Origin of the sequence: Streptomyces sp. KL109B (assembly GCF_030766935.1) — a bacterium.
Classification (GTDB): domain Bacteria; phylum Actinomycetota; class Actinomycetes; order Streptomycetales; family Streptomycetaceae; genus Streptomyces.
Map to the genome: position 1 here is coordinate 533,403 of NZ_JASERL010000006.1, position 15,890 is coordinate 549,292.

Genomic DNA, 15,890 nt, shown 5'->3' on the forward strand with positions numbered 1-15,890 from the left:
ACGGTCGTTGACCGGATCTCCCTGCCCTGGAGGCTCCGGCGCGGACCAGCGTGAGCGTAGCGTCTGCGGTCACTGTCCGGAACGGCTGGGACGCGCGGAGTCAGCGCCCGGCGGCACCGGTTCGGTCGACCGCGCACGCCGGGGCGCGCTCCACGGCCACCGGGGCAGCGGCCGGACGTGGTTGGCCAGGTCGACCAAGGCCAGGGCCTGTTGCTTGGTGCGGGCCTGCCGTGCCAGGGCGTACACCTCGTCGGAGAGCGCCGACTGCCGGCCGCCGCGCACGAACGCGGCGCGGGCCAGCTCGGCGCTCAGGCCCGCGTGGTCGGCCTCGTCCACATCCAACGCCCCCAGCAGCTCGCGCAGTTGACGCGGACTGCCCGCGCCCGCCTCGTAACGCGCCACACCGAGCCGGAACTCGGCGATCCGCGCCTCCTGGGCCACGGGCAGCTCGTGCGCAAGCGTCCGGACGACACGGACGGACTGCTCCGTCTCCCCGGTCAGATGCAGCACGCGGGCCAGGCCGAAACCGGCCGCGCCGAGCGCCGGAGCCGTGCTGAACACCGTCTCGTAACGCGCCCGCGCGAGGCGGTGGTTGGCGTCGAGCTCGAAGCACAGGCCCAGGGCCAGCTGCGGCACGAGTTCACCGGGAAGCGCGTCGCGCACCTGCTTGAAGTGGGCCGTCGCGTCCGGCACCCGAGCGCGCGTCAACGCGATCAGGCCCGCGTACCAGGCCCGCAGCCAGTGCTCCGCCGGAAGCGGCACCTTCTCCAGCTCCCGCGCGCACTCCTCGGCCGTGTCCGTGCCCAACAGATCCCGGCACACCGTCAGTTGCTCCCGCACGTCCTTGGTGACGAGCCGGTCGTCCGGCTCCCGCACGGGCTTCGGCAGCGCCGCCGCGACGGCCGCCGCCCGCGGTGTCGAGAACAGCGGCGGCAGCGGCAACAGCAGCGCGCGGTCCGCCGGTGTGTCCGTCGGCACGTCGGGCGACCGGTCGGTCCAGTGCGGCAGCGACCGGCCACCGGTCCAGTGGGCGAGCGGCCGGGCCGCCCCCAGGCCGCCGTGCAGCGTCGGGTCGAACTCCCCGAACAGGGCGGAGGGCCTGCGCACCGGGCGGGACGCCGAGGATGCCGCCACGACCTGGCGGAGCACACCGCTGAGCTGCTCCCCGAACTGGCGGGCCGAGCTGAACCGCCGCTCGGGACCGCCGTCGTGCGTGGCCCGCCTGAGCAGCAGGGTGAGTGCCTGCACGCCCGGCGCCGACGTGTTCGGCAACCAGCCCCGGCACAGTTCGCGCAGCGTCACCCCGAACCCGTACAGATCGAATCCCGGCGTCGGGCCGACCGTGTACTCCGCGTCCCCCGGCTTGGGCGCGTACGTGGGGGTGTACTCGACGAACGGCGAGGTGTCGTCCATGGTGCGCACGGCCCCGAAGTCGATGAGCCGCCCCCGGTCGCGCCCGAGGTCCTCGGCGTTCTTCTGCACGCGCGCCGTGGTCGTCTCCCGGAAGCGGATGATGTTCAGCGGCTTCACGTCGCAGTGCAGCAGCCCACGATTGTGCAGATAGTCGAGGGCCTGGAGGATGCGCAGCCCGTGCGCGAGCAGGTTCGCGAGCTCGTCCCCCGGACGGGCCGCGAGCGCGGTCCCGGGAACCCACTCCAGGATCAGATAGCTGCGCAGGTGCTCGCCCTCGCCCTCCTCCTCGTAGCCGAGAATGCGCACGATCGCGTCGTGGCGGAGGTCGACGAGGACGTCGCGCTCCCACCTCGACTTGGACGTGCGCAGTTGCTTGACGACCACGAGGATCCCGAGCCTGCGGTCGTAGGCGAGGTAGGCGGCGCCGTACGAGCCCTGTCCGAGCAGCTGCCGCACCTCGTAGCGGTCCGCGATGACGAGGCCCTCGACGTGCGTGAAGTCGAAGCGCGTCCCGCAGAACGCGCAGAACCCCGCGGTCAGGCCCGCGTTCGCGCCCCGCCCCCGCCCGACGGGTCTGCCGCACCCCGGGTTCGCGCAGAAGCGGTGCGACTCGCCGAGCGTCCCCGCGTCGGGCGTCGGCTCGGTGACGGCGCTCCCGGGCAGCGGGGGATCGTCGACCAGGGTGAGGCCGTACCAGGGGTCGGGGCGCACCCGGCGCACCCCGGCGCGCGGGGCCGGCGCCGGGGCGGGCGGAACCGGCTGCTCGCGCGGCAGCGCCTCCAGGGCGCACACGGTGCAGAAGCCGTGCTCGTTGATGGTGCCCCGACCGCATTCGGGACGGTTGCACTCCGCCATGGCCTCGGCCCTCCTGACGTTCGCCTACTGTCCGTCCCGGCCTTCGACGCGCCGGTCGATCTCCGCGATGTACCGGGGTACGCGGCGATGCGCCGCCGCGAGGTCGATGGGTACGCCGTGCAGGGCGCGCGCGGCGGCGGCGTACAGCTCCAGGAGTCGCAGGTCCTCCTCGCCGATGAGGCGGGTGGCGCGGCCCCGGTGCAGTTCGAGGGTGACGCGCAGCTCCGTGCACGCGCTCTGCATGGCCCGCAGCGCGGCGGTGTACCGCGTCAGGTCGTCCTGCGCCGCCCGCGCGCGGCGCACCACGGCGCCGAGTTCGCCGCCGGGATCCGCGGTGTCGGCGACGGCGAGGCGGACGGCCAGGCGGGGCGCCTGGGCCACCGGAAGCCGCGGCGGTTCGAGGAACCGGTTCGCGGGCAGCTGCTGCGCCCGCACCGCGTGCGCCTCGGCGCGGGCGAGCAGCCTGACCGCCTCATGGGCGGCCTCCGGGGTGACCGTCTCCTCCTGGCCGCCAGGGTCGGTTTGTTCGACGGCGGGCAGCGGGCGCGGGTCGAGCGACGCGTCGTACGGCAGATCGCCCGGCGGCGGCTCCTCGAAGCCGAGGACGAGCCGTATGCCGCGGGCCCGCGCCCGCCGCGCCAGCGGTGCCAGCACCTCCGAGATCAGCCGCTCGGAGTCCACGGCCTGGTCGACGCCGTCCACGATCACGCAGGCGGGCGGCCTGCGATGGGTCAGCGCGTCCACGAGACCCGCGGCGCGGTAACCGCCCCGGGCGATCCCGAAGCGCCGCGCCAGGTACCCGATCACCTCGTCCGTCGTCCGGCCGCGCGCGTCGTACGCGGCGTCCACGGCGCCGAAACCGAGCGAGGTGTCACGGGTGCTCGCGCGCCCGTCGGCGGTGGGCGGGGCCGCAGCGTCCGAGGTGCGGGCGAGGCGCACCAGCCACGAGGAGCCGGGCCCCGTCGCCCGTCCCGTCACCAGCACCACGGCGCCCGACCACGAGCTGTCGCCGCTGAGCATGTGCGCAAGCTCCGTGGTCAGGGCGCGCTGCAGCGGGTCCTTGAGGAGCGCGTCGCCCGAACCGTTCCCGTTCCCAGGGCCGCCGAGCAGCGCGATGCCGGGCTCGCCGTCGCAGAACTCCCTGATCCGCTCCACGTAGTAGAGGATCGTCTCGGTGGGCAGCATCCAGGCCGCCTTGGTGTTCCCGCCCAGGAAGTCCGCGACGACGATGCCGATCACCCGGCGCTCGAACTCCCCGTCCAGGGCCATCACTCCGGCGCCCGAATACCCCGGCTCGATCCACGGACCGTCCGCGTCGATCTTCTTGAGCTGCCCCCACTCGCCCTCCCGGCCGCCCGACCCCGCCAACTCGGCGTCCGCGCCGAGGCCGTGCGGCGCCCTCGCCGGGAAGCCGTAGGCCCGGACCGAACCCCCGGAGATGGGCGCCCGCCACAGCGTGGTGCGCTGCCCGCACCCCGGCGAACCGTCGAGTTCGAGGAGGGCGACGTCACCGCGCTCCGTGCCGTGGTACACCCACGTGTCGGCGACGACGTGGGCGTCGAGCGTCCACTCCGGCACGCACGCCACGCTGCGCACGCGCACCGCGGTGCCCTTCGCGGGGCCGGGTCCCGGCGCGCCACCGGCGTCCTTCACCACGTGCGCACACGTCAGTACGTACCGGTCGTCGAGCAGCACACCGGCCCCGTACCACTGCCCGTCCACCCCGTCGATCCGCACCCGCCACGGTTGTTCGTGGTGTTGATGCCGCGTCATTCCGTCCACGCTACCCACCCGGTCCCGTGGTGCAGGAGTCCTCGTCGCCAGTTCCCGAATTCTTTCAACTATGCGCCGCTCGCGGCTGTTTGGCGTCCGATTGTGCGCGCGGCGGGCGCGCGTGGCCCCGGCCGGCCGACGCCGCGTCCCGGAGCAGGTCCCGGGTGCCGGGCCCGCCACCGAGCGGGCCCGGACGCGGTCGCGTACGTTCGAGACATAGCCATGTCGAAGGGGGAGGCGGAGAGCGAAGGGTTCGTACGACGATGACCTCCGAAGCGGACACGGGAAGCACCACGCCTGCGGGAGGCTACGGGCCCACCCGCGGCGAGCCCGGGCGCAGCCCCTACCACCACCCCACGGCGGGCTGGGGCGCCGCGAAATCCGTCGGGAAGGTGCTCGCCAGGGCGAAGGAGCCGGTCAACAGCCTGCGCCTGATGACCGTCATGAACCACGAGGACGGCGGCTACGACTGCCCGGGCTGCGCCTGGCCCGACGACCAGCACGGACTCAAGCTCGACCTGTGCGAGAACGGCATCAAGCACGCCACCTGGGAGCTGACACCGAAACGCGCGGGCAAGGAGTTCTTCGCCACGCACACCGTGACCGAGCTGTCCACCTGGCCGGACTACGACCTGGAGGACCAGGGACGCCTCGTCGGCCCGCTCTCGTACGACCCGGACACCGACCGCTACGTCCCCGTGTCCTGGGCCGACGCCTTCGCCCTCGTCGGCGCCACACTGCGCGGCCTGGACTCTCCCGACCAGGCACTCTTCTACACCTCGGGCCGGCTCAGCAACGAGGCGACGTTCCTGTACCAGCTCCTCGCCCGCGAGTACGGCACGAACAACCTGCCCGACTGCTCCAACATGTGCCACGAGGCCAGCGGCCGCGCCCTCACCGCCGCGATCGGCACCGGCAAGGGCACCGTCGACCTGAACGACCTCGACCAGGCCGACACCCTCTTCGTGATGGGTGTCAACGCCGCCTCCAACGCCCCGCGCATGATCACCGCGCTCGCCGGTGCCTACCGGCGCGGCGCGCACATCGTGCACGTCAACCCGCTGGTGGAGGCGGCGGCCGGGAGCACCATCGTGCCGCACGAGTTCGCCGCGATGGCCACCTTCAAGTCCACCCGCACCGGCACCATGAACCTCCAGCCCCGCATCGGTGGCGACCTCGCCCTGCTGCGCGGCATCGCCAAGCACGTACTGGAGGCCGCGGAGAAGGACCCGAAGGCCATCGACGAGGAGTTCCTCACCCGGTTCACCGAGGGCTTCGACGCGTACCGCGACCTGTGCGCCGCCACCCCCTGGGAGGACCTCATCGCGGCGAGCGGCCTCACGGAGCACGAGATCCGCGCCGCCGGAGACGTCTACCTCAACTCCTTCCGTACGGTGATCAGTTGGTGCCTCGGCATCACCCAGCAGGAGCACGGCGTCGACACCGTCCGTGAGATCGTCAACGTCCTGCTGCTGCGCGGCAACATCGGCCGCGAGGGCGCGGGCCCTTGTCCGATCCGCGGCCACAGCAACGTCCAGGGCAACCGCACCTGCGGCGTCGACCACCGCCCGAAGCCCGCCTTCCTCGACCGGCTCGCGGCGGCCTGCGGCATCGACCCGCCGCGCGAGCCAGGACTCGACACGGTGCACGGCGTCACGGCGATGGCGAACGGGCAGGCCAAGGTGTTCATCGGCATGGGCGGCAACTTCGTACGCGCCGCACCCGACACGGAGTACACCGAACAGGCCCTGAGGAACTGCGAGTTGACGGTCCAGGTGTCGACGAAGCTGAACCGCTCGCACCTCGTCCACGGCCGCCGGGCCCTCATCCTGCCCTGCCTGGGCCGCACCGAGAAGGACGCGCAGAAGGGCGGCGCGCAGGCGGTGTCCGTCGAGGACTCGATGAGCATGGTGCACCTGTCCCGGGGCATGAAGCGCCCGGCGTCCAGGCACCTGCTCTCCGAGCCCGCCATCATCGCGGGGATGGCGCGGGCCGTGCTCCCGGACTCCGCGACGCCCTGGGAGTCGTACGTCGAGGACTACGACCGGATCCGGGACACCATGGAACACGCACTGGAGGGCTTCGAGAGCTTCAACCGCCGGGTCCGCGGCCCGCACGGCTTCCGGCTGCGCCAGCCGGCCCGCGAACGTGTCTTCCAAACCCCCTCGGGGCGCGCCGAGTTCAGTCTCGCGGCGCTTCCCGACCCGAACCCGGGCGCCGGTCTGCTCACCCTCGCCACGGTCCGCTCGCACGACCAGTGGAACACCACGATCTACTCATCCGACGACCGCTACCGGGGCGTCCGCAACCTGCGCACCCTCGTCTTCCTCAACGCCGCCGACATGCGCGAGCGCGGACTGGCCGACATGGACCTGGTCGACATCACGAGCATCGCCAAGGACGGCACCCGCCGCTCGGTGCGCGGCTACCGCGCGCTCACCTACGACGTGCCGCCCGGCTGCGCGGTCGGCTACATGCCGGAGCTCAACTCCCTGTGCGCCCTCGGCGACTTCAGCCCGCAGAGCGACCAGCCGCTGATGAAGCACCTGACGGTGGAGGTGGTCCCTACCGGCGGTGTCCCTACCGGCGGTACCTCTACCAGCGGTACCTCTACCAGCGGTTCCGCGCCTCCTCGGCCCACCCCGTGAGGCCGTCCAGATCCGTCCGCGTGCCGTCGTCGGTCAGGGCCCAGCCGCTGAAGTGGCCGAAGCACTGGTGGGTCTCGTTCGCGACGACGCCCAGGTTCGTCCGCGCGACCTTCTCGTGGAACGGCTCGAAGCGTACGTCCACGCGGTCCCCGCTGATCCGCCACGGGCGCCGCCAGTCCGACCGGTCGTACTCCCAGCGCAGCTCCTCGCCGATCTTGTGCAGGCGGCCGTCGACGAACAGGGCGTTCTCGGTGACACCGGTCCCGTCGGTCCACTGCCCGCCCAGTTGGAGCGCCCGCCCCGGCGCCGCCCCGGCCGCCCAGTTCCAGGTGACCGCGTAGGGCCACTTCCCGCGACCGTGGTCCAGGACGGCGAACGCGTCAGGACCGCCCACGTCGTACGACCTGTCGCGCAGCGACAGCGTGCCGTGCACCGGGCGGCCGACATCCTTGACCGTGTACTGGAACCGCCTACGGCTCCACGGCACCACGACGCCGAGCGACTCGTGACCCTGCGGCAGCGGCACCTCCACGTCCAGGCGGACACCGGGTCCGGCCGCGTGGAGGATGGTGCCGTCCGGACCCTGCGCGATGTCGATCCCAAGACCGCCCCCGCGCGCCGAGACACCACCCTCCCCGCTGCGCGGCGGCAGCGCCACGCCGCGCGCCAGCGGTACCACGGCGTCGACGCTCGTCTCGCGGCCGCTCGCGCGGTCCAGGACGTAGAGCCCGTGCACACCCGCGTAGTCCAGGGACGACGCGGTGACACCGATGATGTGGTCCGGCGTCACGATGCCCCAGTACTCCCAGCGCTTCGTCCGCCCCCAGCCGCGCAGATTGGCGGTGTGCAGGGGGCGTCGGGTCCAGCCGACCGCCGCCGGGTTCAACCGGCCGTCGGGCAGACAGAGTTCGACGGCGGACGTCAGCTCGCGTTCATGCGTGGCCGGTTCGCGTTCAAGCGTCATCAGCGCGGGCCGGGGGCTCCGAGGCCGCCCACGACGGACACCTCACGGCTGGTGAAGTCGCCGGTGAGCATGGGCATGGCGGTGGCGATGGCCTCCTTGGCCTCGGGCAGCTTGAGGGACGCGTCGTGGTGGCCCTTCGACTCCCAGACCTCGGTGACCACGATCGTGTCGGGGTCGTCGTCGGCCAGGCCCACCACGTAGCTGTGGCAGCCGTGTTGGGCGAGTGTGTCGGCTCCGGACAGCAGGATCGCCGCCACGTCGTCCCGCTTGCCGGGCCGGGTCTTCATGGAGCCGATGTAGCCGTAGGCCATGTCGTGCCGCCTTCCTCGAAGGTGTCCGTGGTCGGGGCGCCGCCAGGGCGCCCCTGCGGACCCTACGTCGCTTCCGGCCGAGTCACCTCCCGTTCCGCCGCCTCCACCACTCCCTGCCTCGGCTGAGGCTCAGTCGAAGACGACCGTGCGGTTGCCGTGCAGCAGGACGCGGCTCTGGCAGTGCCAGTTGACCGCGCGGGCGAGCGCGAGGCGTTCGGCGTCGCGGCCACGTAGGACGAGTTCCTGGGCGCTCTTCCGGTGGTCGACGCGGATCACCTCCTGCTCGATGATGGGTCCTTCGTCGAGGTCGGCGGTGACATAGTGGGCCGTCGCCCCGACGAGCTTCACACCTCGTTTGTGGGCCTGGTGGTACGGCTTGGCGCCGGCGAAGCTCGGCAGGAACGAGTGGTGGATGTTGATGGCCCGCCCCTCAAGGGACTTGCACAGGTCGTCGGAGAGGATCTGCATGTAGCGGGCGAGGACGACGAGGTCGACGGCGTACTCGTCGACCAGACGCAGCAGCCGCTCCTCCGCCTCCGGCTTGGTGTCACGGGTGACCGGCACGTGCAGGAACTCGACGCCCGCCTGCTCCACCTGCTCGCGCAGATCGGGGTGGTTGGACACGACGAGCGCGATGTCGCCGTCGAGGGTGCCGCTGCGCCACCGGTAGAGGAGGTCGGCGAGGCAGTGGTCGAACTTCGACACCATGACGAGCACGCGTGGCTTCGCCGATGCGTCGCGCAGCCGCCAGTCCATCGCGTACGCCTCCGCCGTCGCCGCGAACCGCTCCTCCAGGTGGGCCTGTTGGATCCCGGCGGGCGTGGTGAAGCTCGTCCGTAGGAACACCGTGTCGTTGTCGGTGTCGTCGAACTGCTGGTGTTCGGTGATGTCACAGCCCTCGCCGACCAGGAAGGCGGTGACGGCGTGCACGATGCCGGGGCGGGCCGGGCAGTTGAGGGTGAGGATGTACTGCTCGCTGGTGGTATCCATGGTGGTCACGACAGGTGTCTCCTCAGCATTCGACGACGTTGAGGGCGAGACCGCCGCGCGCGGTCTCCTTGTACTTGTCCTTCATGTCGGCGCCGGTCTCGCGCATCGTCTTGATGGCCTTGTCGAGACTGACGTGGTGCCGGCCGTCGCCGTGCACGGCCATCCGGGCGGCCGTGATCGCCTTGAGCGCGGCGACGGCGTTGCGCTCGATGCACGGGATCTGTACGAGGCCGCCCACCGGGTCGCAGGTCAGGCCGAGGTTGTGCTCGATGCCGATCTCGGCGGCGTTCTCCACCTGTTCCGGGGTGCCGCCGAGCACCTCCGCGAGCCCGGCCGCCGCCATCGAGCACGCCGAACCGACCTCGCCCTGGCAGCCGACCTCGGCGCCGGAGATCGACGCGTTCTCCTTGAACAGGACGCCGACCGCGCCCGCCGTGAGCAGGAAGCGCACGACGGCGTCGGCGTCGGCGCCGCGCAGGAACCGCTCCGCGTAGTGCAGCACGGCCGGGACGATGCCCGCCGCGCCGTTCGTCGGCGCGGTGACGACCCGGCCGCCCGCCGCGTTCTCCTCGTTGACCGCGAGGGCGTACAGCGTCACCCACTCCATGGCGTAGAGCGAGTCCGTCTCGGCGGTGTGCTGCGCGGCGTCGAGTTTCTCTTTGAGGGCCGCCGCCCGGCGGCGCACCTTCAGTCCGCCGGGCAGCGTGCCCTGCGCATCGCACCCCGCCCGCACACACTCCCGCATGACGGACCAGATGTGCAGCAGCCCGGCCCGCACGCCCTCTTCACCGCGCCACGACAGCTCGTTGGCCAGCATGATGTCGCTGATCGGCAGGCCGGTGGCCCGGGTGTGCGCGAGGAGTTCATCGGCGGTGGTGAACGGATAGCGGACCGGGGTGCGGTCGGGCACGAGGCGCGGGCCGTGCGCCTCGTCCTCGTCGAGCACGAAGCCGCCGCCCACCGAGTAGTACGTACGTCGGGACAGGGCTGCCCCGTCGGTGTCCCGTGCCTCGAACGTCATCGCGTTGGAGTGGAAGTCCAGGCGCTTGTCGCGATGGAGCACGACACCGGCGTCGAGAGTGAAGGGGACCGGCTGTTTGTCGAGCAGCCGCAGCAGGCCCGTCTCCTCGACCCGCGCGACGGCCGGCCCGGCGAGCGCCGGATCCACCGTCTCCGGGGTGTGTCCCTCAAGGCCGAGCAGGACCGCCCTGACGCTGCCGTGGCCGTGCCCGGTGGCGCCCAGCGAACCGAACAGCTCGGCGCGGACGTGCCCGGCGCGGGACAGCAGCCCGTCCCGCTCCAGGGCCCGCACGAAGGTGTGCGCGGCGCGCATCGGGCCGACCGTGTGCGAACTCGAAGGCCCGATGCCGACCTTGAACAGGTCGAAGACGCTGATACTCATGGGCTGGTCCACGCGCGATCAGCGCTCGCGTACTCGGTGCACGCGTCCGCGAGCCACGCCCCGACGTACCCGGCGAACGACGACCGGACCAGCAGCCATACGTTCCGCGGCCCCGCCTCCCGGACGACGACCGTCACCCCGGCCTGCGCGAGCAGCGTGGTGTGACAGGCGCCCGCCGGTGCCTTCTCCGGCGCGAGATCCAGGGCACAGCCCTGCGACAGGATCTCCGGCAGGAGAGGACCCGACAGGGCGAGGACCGTGCGCTGCGCCGAGGTGTCGGTCACGGTGGCGAACTCCTCGCCGATCGCCGACCGCAGCCCGCCCACCAGCTCGTCGGCCCGCCCGGCAGGTGCGACCAGGAGCCATTCGTCGGGCCCCAGCCACAACGCCTTCACGTCGGCGTCCAGTTCGGCGCGGCAGGCACCGGGCAGGGCGTACTCGAGGTACCCCTCGACGGCGGAGGCCGCCGCGCTGCCCGGGGTCACCCGGAGGGTGAGCTGGGTCAGGAACGGGAGTTCGTGGGCGGTGAAGCCGGACGGGAGCCGCGGCTCCCAGTCGGCGAGCGGACTGATGCGTACGGGAGCGGGGGAGTGGGTGTCAGCCGTCACGGCGGGCTCCCTCCTTGTCGAAGAGGACGGGTTCGGCGACGGTCACGGGCACGGTGACACCGTCGTCGAGCGGGACGTAGAGGGTCTCGCCGACGCGCTCGGTGCCGGAGCGGACGAGCGCCAGGGCGAAGGGGCGTTGCAGGGCGTCACTGTGGTAGCTGGAGGTGACATGGCCGAGCATCGGCACCGGCGGCGCGGGCACCGTCTCGGTGGCGATGATCTGCGCGCCCTCCGGGAGCAGCGTGTGCTCGTCGGTGGGCAGCAGCGCGACCAGCCGCTTGCGGTCGGCGCGCTGGTTCTCGGGGCGGGCGAAGGACCGCTTGCCGACGAAGTCCGGCTTCTTCTTCGAGATCACCCAGTTCATGCCGAGGTCCTGCGGGGTGACCGTGCCGTCGGTGTCCTGCCCGATGATCGGGTACGCCTTCTCGGCGCGCAGCACGTGCATCGTCTCGGTGCCGTACGGGGTGAGGCCGAGCGGCTGCCCGGCGTCGTACAGCGTCTGCCAGACGTGTGTCCCGTACCAGGCCGGCACGTTGACCTCGTAGGCGAGTTCACCGGAGAAGCTGATCCGGCAGACGCGGGCCTCGACTCCGGCGACGACGGTGTCACGCCAACTCATGAACGGGAACGCCTCGTTGGAGACGTCGAGACCGTCGCCGACGACGGCGGCGAGCACCTCGCGCGAGCGCGGGCCGACGAGCGGGATCGTCGCCCAGTGCTCGGTGACGGACGTGAGGTGGACGCGCAGCTCCGGCCATTCGGTCTGGAGCCACTCCTCCATCCACTCAAGTACCTTGGCGGCGTTGCCCGTTGTCGTCGTCACGAGGAACTCGTCGTCCGAGACACGGATGACCGTGCCGTCGTCGAGCGCCATGCCGTCGACGCCGCACATCACGCCGTAGCGGACCCGGCCGGGCTTCAGGGTGGCCATCATGTTCGTGTAGAGCCGGTTGAGGAACTCGCCCGCGTCGGGACCCTGCACGTTGATCTTGCCGAGCGTCGAACCGTCCATCATGGCCACGCCGTTGCGGGCCGCGTGGCACTCCCGCCGCACCGCCTCGTCCAGGGTCTCGCCGGGGTTCGGGTAGTACCAGGGCCGCTTCCACTGCCCCACGTCCTCGAACAGCGCGCCGTGCCGCTCGTGCCAGCCGTGCAGCGCCGTCACCCGCACCGGGTCGAAGAGCTCGCCCCGGTTGCGGCCGGCGAACGCGGCGAAGGCGATGGGCTGCACGGGCGGCCGGAAGCTGGTGGTGCCGAGGTCCGCCACATCCTGGCCGAGCGCCTCCGCGACGATCCCCGAGGTGAGGATCCCGGACGTACGGCCCTGGTCGTGGGCGGTGCCGATGGTGGTGTACCGCTTGACGTGCTCGACGGAGCGGAGCCCGGCGCGGGTGGCCCGGAACACGTCGCCGGCCAGCGCGTCGCGTTGCAGGTCGACGAATTGCGCCGTGCCGTCCGCGCCGTCCTTCGGGCTCGGCACCCGCCACAACGCCGTTGCAGGAGACGGCAGTTCGGTGGCGGCGGCAGGCACCCCGGTCGGCGCCGCGGTGACACCGAGCGCCTCCAGGGCCGCACCCGTCGCGGCGATGCCCGCGCCCAGGCACTCGCCGAGCGTCCGCAGCCCGTCCGCCGCACCCGCCGTCCGTACGGTCGACAGCGCCGCGGACGGCACGAACGTGGCGAGCCCCGCGTCGTACCGCAGCTTCCCCCGCGCCTGGCTGAACAGGGCCACGGCCGGGTTCCAGCCACCGGAGACGAGCAGCACGTCGCAGTCGACTCCGTGCCGCCGCGCCGCGTCCTTCGACCGCTCGGCGATGTGCACACGCGAGAGACGCTCGACGCCGCTGGTCCCGGTGACGACGTGGTCGAGGTGGAGCGGGATGCCGCGCTCCGCCAGCGCCGCACGCAGTCGCTCGGGGACGCTCGGCCTGGCGTCGACCACGGCCGCGAACTCCGCGCCCGCGTCGGCGAGTTCGAGCACGGCGTCGTACGCCGAGTCGTTCGTCGTGAAGACGGCCATGCGGCGCCCGACGAGGACTCCGTACCGGTTGAGGTACGTACGGGCCGCCGATGCCAGCATGATGCCGGGGCGGTCGTTGTCGTCGAAGGCGATCGGCCGCTCGGTGGCGCCGGTCGCGTGCACGACCTGCCGGGCCCGGATGCGCCACACCCGCTGCCGTGACATGTGGCTCGGGGCGGCGGCGCCGAGGTGGTCGGTGCGCTTCTCCAGGGCGAGGACGAGGTTGTCGTCGTAGTGTCCGAAGGCGGTGGTGCGGGTCAGGACGGTGACGTTCTCGGACGCGGCGAGCCGACGCGTCGCGGCGTCGACCCACTCCTGAGCGGGCCTGCCGTCGATGGTCTCGCGGGTGCCGAGGAGGCTTCCGCCCAACTCCGGTGCGCTGTCGACGAGTACGACGCGGACACCGGCCCCGGACGCGGCGAGCGCGGCGGCGATCCCGGCCGGGCCCGCGCCGACGATCAGCAGCTCGGCGTGCAGGTGCTTCGCGTCGTAGCGGGCGGGGTCGGGCGCCCCGGCGAGCTGCCCCTGACCGCCGAGACCCCGTGCCACCAGGCCGTCGTACAGCTCGACGGTCGTCGCCGTCAGCATCGGCTCGGGGAATGGTGCCTCGATCTGGACGAGGGCGTTGGGCTCCTCGACACCGGCGGCCAGGATGCCGCGCGGGCGGCCGTACTTGATGCTCGTGGCCACCCGGTGCACTCCGTTCGCGAGGAGCGCGGAGGCGAGGGTGTCACCGGGGTGGCCGGTGTAACGCGTCCCGTCGAAGGTGAAGTCCAGCGTGGTGGCGCGGTCGACGCGGCCGTACGCGTCGGAGGAGGTGCGGAAGGGGGTGGCACGGTACGGGGTGCTCATGAGGTCGCCTCCACGGTCTCCACGGTCTCCACGGACAGGAACTCGTAACTCACCGTGTCACGCACGGCGTTGAACCAGCGGCGGCAGCCCGCCGTGTGCGCCCACCGCTCGGCGAAGGGCCCCTTCGGGTTGTCACGGAAGAAGACGTACTGGGCCCACTGCGCGTCGTCGAGCGCGTGCGGGTCCTCGGGGTGCGCGATGTGCGCCTGGCCGCCGTAGTGGAACTCGGTCTCCTCGCGCGGCCCGCACCAGGGACAGGGGATGAGCTGCATGGATCTCTCCTAGGAGGTTGCTCAGTGCGCGACGGCGGCGGCGCCGTGCTCGTCGACGAGGGCGCCGGTCGTGAACCGTTCAAGGGTGAACGGCGCGTTGGTGTCGTGCGGTTCACCGGTCGCGATGGTGTGCGCGTACGCCCAGCCCACCCCCGGCGTCGCCTTGAACCCGCCCGTGCCCCAGCCGCAGTTGAGGTACAGGTCCTCGACCGGGGTGAGCCCGACGATGGGTGAGGCGTCCGGCGTGGTGTCGACGATGCCGCCCCACGTACGCAGCATGTGGGCGCGCGCGAACACCGGGAACAGCTCAAGGGCCGCCGCCATCTGCCGCTCGATGATGTGGAAGGCGCCGCGCTGCCCGTACCCGTTGTAGCTGTCGATGCCCGCGCCCATCACCAGCTCGCCCTTGTGCGCCTGCGACACGTACACGTGCACCGCGTTCGACATCACGACGGTCGGGTGCACCGGTTCGAGGAGCTCCGACACGAGCGCCTGGAGCGGATGCGACTGCAGCGGCAGCCGCAGGCCCACCATGTCGGCGAGCACGGAGGTGTGTCCGGCGGCGGCGAGCGCCACCTTCCCCGCGGCGATCGGCCCCCGCGTCGTCCGCACCCCGGTGACCCGGCCCGCGCTCACATCGATCCCCGTGACCTCGCAGTTCTGGATGAGGTCGATGCCGTACGCGTCGCAGCGGCGGGCGAAGCCCCACGCCACGTAGTCGTGCTTGGCGATGCCCGCGCGCGGCTGGTACGTGGCGCCGTGCACCGGATAGCGCACATCGGGGCTGGTGTTGACGATCGGACACACCTTGGCGACCTCGTCCGGCTCCAGCCACTCGGCGTCGATGCCGTTGAGCTGGTTCGCGTACACGCGGCGCTTGCTGTCCCGTACGTCCTGGAGGTTGTGCGCGAGGTTGAGGACGCCACGCTGGGAGAACAGGATCGGGTAGTCGAGGTCCTGCTCAAGGGTTTCCCACAGCTTGAGCGAGCTCTCGTAGATGCCGGAGCTCTCGTCCCACAGGTAGTTGGAGCGGATGATGGTGGTGTTGCGGGCCATGTTCCCGCCCGCGAGCCACCCCTTCTCCAGGACGGCGATGTTCGTGATGCCGTGGTTCTTGGCCAGGTAGTACGCGGTCGCCAGGCCGTGCCCGCCGCCGCCCACGATCACGACGTCGTAGGACTTCTTCGGGTCGGCATTGCGCCACAGGAAGTCGGGGTGGTCGGGCAGGGCGTCGCCGGGAGTGGTCATCGCCGGCCTCCTTCTTCCATGGTGGTGGCTGCCAGGGTGGGGTACAGGGGGAAGCGCTCCGTGAGCGCGGTGACCCGCTTGCGCAGGGCGCTCGCCGTCTCGTCGTCGAAGCCGGGCAGGAACGCGGTGGCGACGATGTCGGCGACCTCCGTGAACTCCCGCGCGCCGAAGCCGCGCGTGGCGAGCGCCGGGGTGCCGATCCGGACACCGGACGAAATCATGGGCGGGCGTGGGTCGTTGGGCACCGCGTTGCGGTTGACCGTGATGCCGACGCGGTGCAGCCGGTCATCGGCCTGCCGGCCGTCGAGCTCGGACTTGCGCAGGTCCACGAGGACGAGATGGACGTCGGTGGACGTGAGGGCTCCGTCGAGGGTCATGAGGACTCCTTGGAAACCGGCTGTGGGCGCTCTGATATATCAGTGGCGGATCGCCGTCACGGTAGCCATGCGCTCAGGCGCGCGTCAATGGTGTCCGTACGAGGAAATGAGCCCGTAACCGCCAGAGGAAGTGAGTCCGCAACCGCCAGCCGGAAGC

9 protein-coding genes and 2 pseudogenes are annotated in these 15,890 nt (G+C 71.9%); 1 reads left to right on the plus strand and 10 read right to left on the minus strand.

Features of this window, described 5'->3' with window-relative positions; translation table 11 throughout:
- Window positions 1–69 precede the first annotated feature (69 nt).
- Window positions 70–2,268, minus strand: a complete 2,199-nt coding sequence (locus tag RBJ65_RS23170) for a tetratricopeptide repeat protein (RefSeq protein WP_306319070.1) — start codon at window positions 2,266–2,268, stop codon at window positions 70–72.
- Window positions 2,269–2,292: 24 nt separating this feature from the next.
- Window positions 2,293–4,041: a serine protease gene (locus tag RBJ65_RS23175; protein WP_306319071.1), complete on the minus strand. Its 1,749-nt coding sequence runs from the start codon at window positions 4,039–4,041 to the stop codon at window positions 2,293–2,295.
- 263 nt (window positions 4,042–4,304) lie between these two features.
- Here RBJ65_RS23175 and RBJ65_RS23180 point away from each other — a divergent pair, with 263 nt between their 5' ends.
- Window positions 4,305–6,689, plus strand: coding sequence for an FdhF/YdeP family oxidoreductase (locus RBJ65_RS23180; RefSeq protein ID WP_306319072.1), 2,385 nt, complete (start codon window positions 4,305–4,307; stop codon window positions 6,687–6,689).
- Here RBJ65_RS23180 and RBJ65_RS23185 read toward each other — a convergent pair.
- The 8 genes and pseudogenes from RBJ65_RS23185 to RBJ65_RS23220 all read right to left on the minus strand — a co-directional run.
- Window positions 6,652–7,653: a DUF2804 domain-containing protein gene (locus tag RBJ65_RS23185; protein WP_306319073.1), complete on the minus strand. Its 1,002-nt coding sequence runs from the start codon at window positions 7,651–7,653 to the stop codon at window positions 6,652–6,654. The genes RBJ65_RS23180 and RBJ65_RS23185 overlap by 38 nt on opposite strands.
- Window positions 7,653–7,964, minus strand: a complete 312-nt coding sequence (locus tag RBJ65_RS23190; protein ID WP_306319074.1) for a putative quinol monooxygenase — start codon at window positions 7,962–7,964, stop codon at window positions 7,653–7,655. Before RBJ65_RS23190 ends, RBJ65_RS23185 begins: the two co-directional genes overlap by 1 nt.
- Before the next feature lie 129 nt (window positions 7,965–8,093).
- The gene (gene purU, locus RBJ65_RS23195; RefSeq protein ID WP_306319164.1) at window positions 8,094–8,954 is read right to left on the minus strand and encodes a formyltetrahydrofolate deformylase; all 861 of its coding nucleotides are present in this window, start codon (window positions 8,952–8,954) and stop codon (window positions 8,094–8,096) included.
- Between the two features lie 22 nt (window positions 8,955–8,976).
- Window positions 8,977–10,356: an L-serine ammonia-lyase gene (locus RBJ65_RS23200; protein ID WP_306319075.1), complete on the minus strand. Its 1,380-nt coding sequence runs from the start codon at window positions 10,354–10,356 to the stop codon at window positions 8,977–8,979.
- Window positions 10,353–10,964 (minus strand): sarcosine oxidase subunit gamma, encoded by a 612-nt coding sequence (locus tag RBJ65_RS23205; RefSeq protein WP_306319076.1) that lies wholly within the window; start codon window positions 10,962–10,964, stop codon window positions 10,353–10,355. The genes RBJ65_RS23200 and RBJ65_RS23205 overlap by 4 nt, the downstream gene beginning before the upstream one ends.
- Window positions 10,954–14,108, minus strand: a pseudogene (locus RBJ65_RS23210) (sarcosine oxidase subunit delta family protein). Before RBJ65_RS23210 ends, RBJ65_RS23205 begins: the two are co-directional and overlap by 11 nt.
- A 21-nt stretch (window positions 14,109–14,129) precedes the next feature.
- Window positions 14,130–15,356, minus strand: coding sequence for a sarcosine oxidase subunit beta family protein (locus RBJ65_RS23215; RefSeq protein ID WP_306319077.1), 1,227 nt, complete (start codon window positions 15,354–15,356; stop codon window positions 14,130–14,132).
- Window positions 15,353–15,706, minus strand: a pseudogene (locus RBJ65_RS23220) (serine hydroxymethyltransferase); the annotation flags it as partial. The pseudogene RBJ65_RS23220 and the gene RBJ65_RS23215, both read right to left, overlap by 4 nt.
- Between the last annotated feature and the right edge of the window lie 184 nt (window positions 15,707–15,890).

Bases quoted from the DNA above. Each gene is read 5' to 3' on its own strand.
- RBJ65_RS23190 (WP_306319074.1), bottom strand. From the start codon at position 7,964: ATGGCCTACGGCTACATCGGCTCCATGAAGACCCGGCCCGGCAAGCGG.
- RBJ65_RS23175 (WP_306319071.1), bottom strand. From the start codon at position 4,041: ATGACGCGGCATCAACACCACGAACAACCGTGGCGGGTGCGGATCGAC.
- RBJ65_RS23170 (WP_306319070.1), bottom strand. From the start codon at position 2,268: ATGGCGGAGTGCAACCGTCCCGAATGCGGTCGGGGCACCATCAACGAG.
- RBJ65_RS23215 (WP_306319077.1), bottom strand. From the start codon at position 15,356: ATGACCACTCCCGGCGACGCCCTGCCCGACCACCCCGACTTCCTGTGG.
- purU (WP_306319164.1), bottom strand. From the start codon at position 8,954: ATGGATACCACCAGCGAGCAGTACATCCTCACCCTCAACTGCCCGGCC.
- RBJ65_RS23180 (WP_306319072.1), top strand. From the start codon at position 4,305: ATGACCTCCGAAGCGGACACGGGAAGCACCACGCCTGCGGGAGGCTAC.
- RBJ65_RS23185 (WP_306319073.1), bottom strand. From the start codon at position 7,653: ATGACGCTTGAACGCGAACCGGCCACGCATGAACGCGAGCTGACGTCC.
- RBJ65_RS23200 (WP_306319075.1), bottom strand. From the start codon at position 10,356: ATGAGTATCAGCGTCTTCGACCTGTTCAAGGTCGGCATCGGGCCTTCG.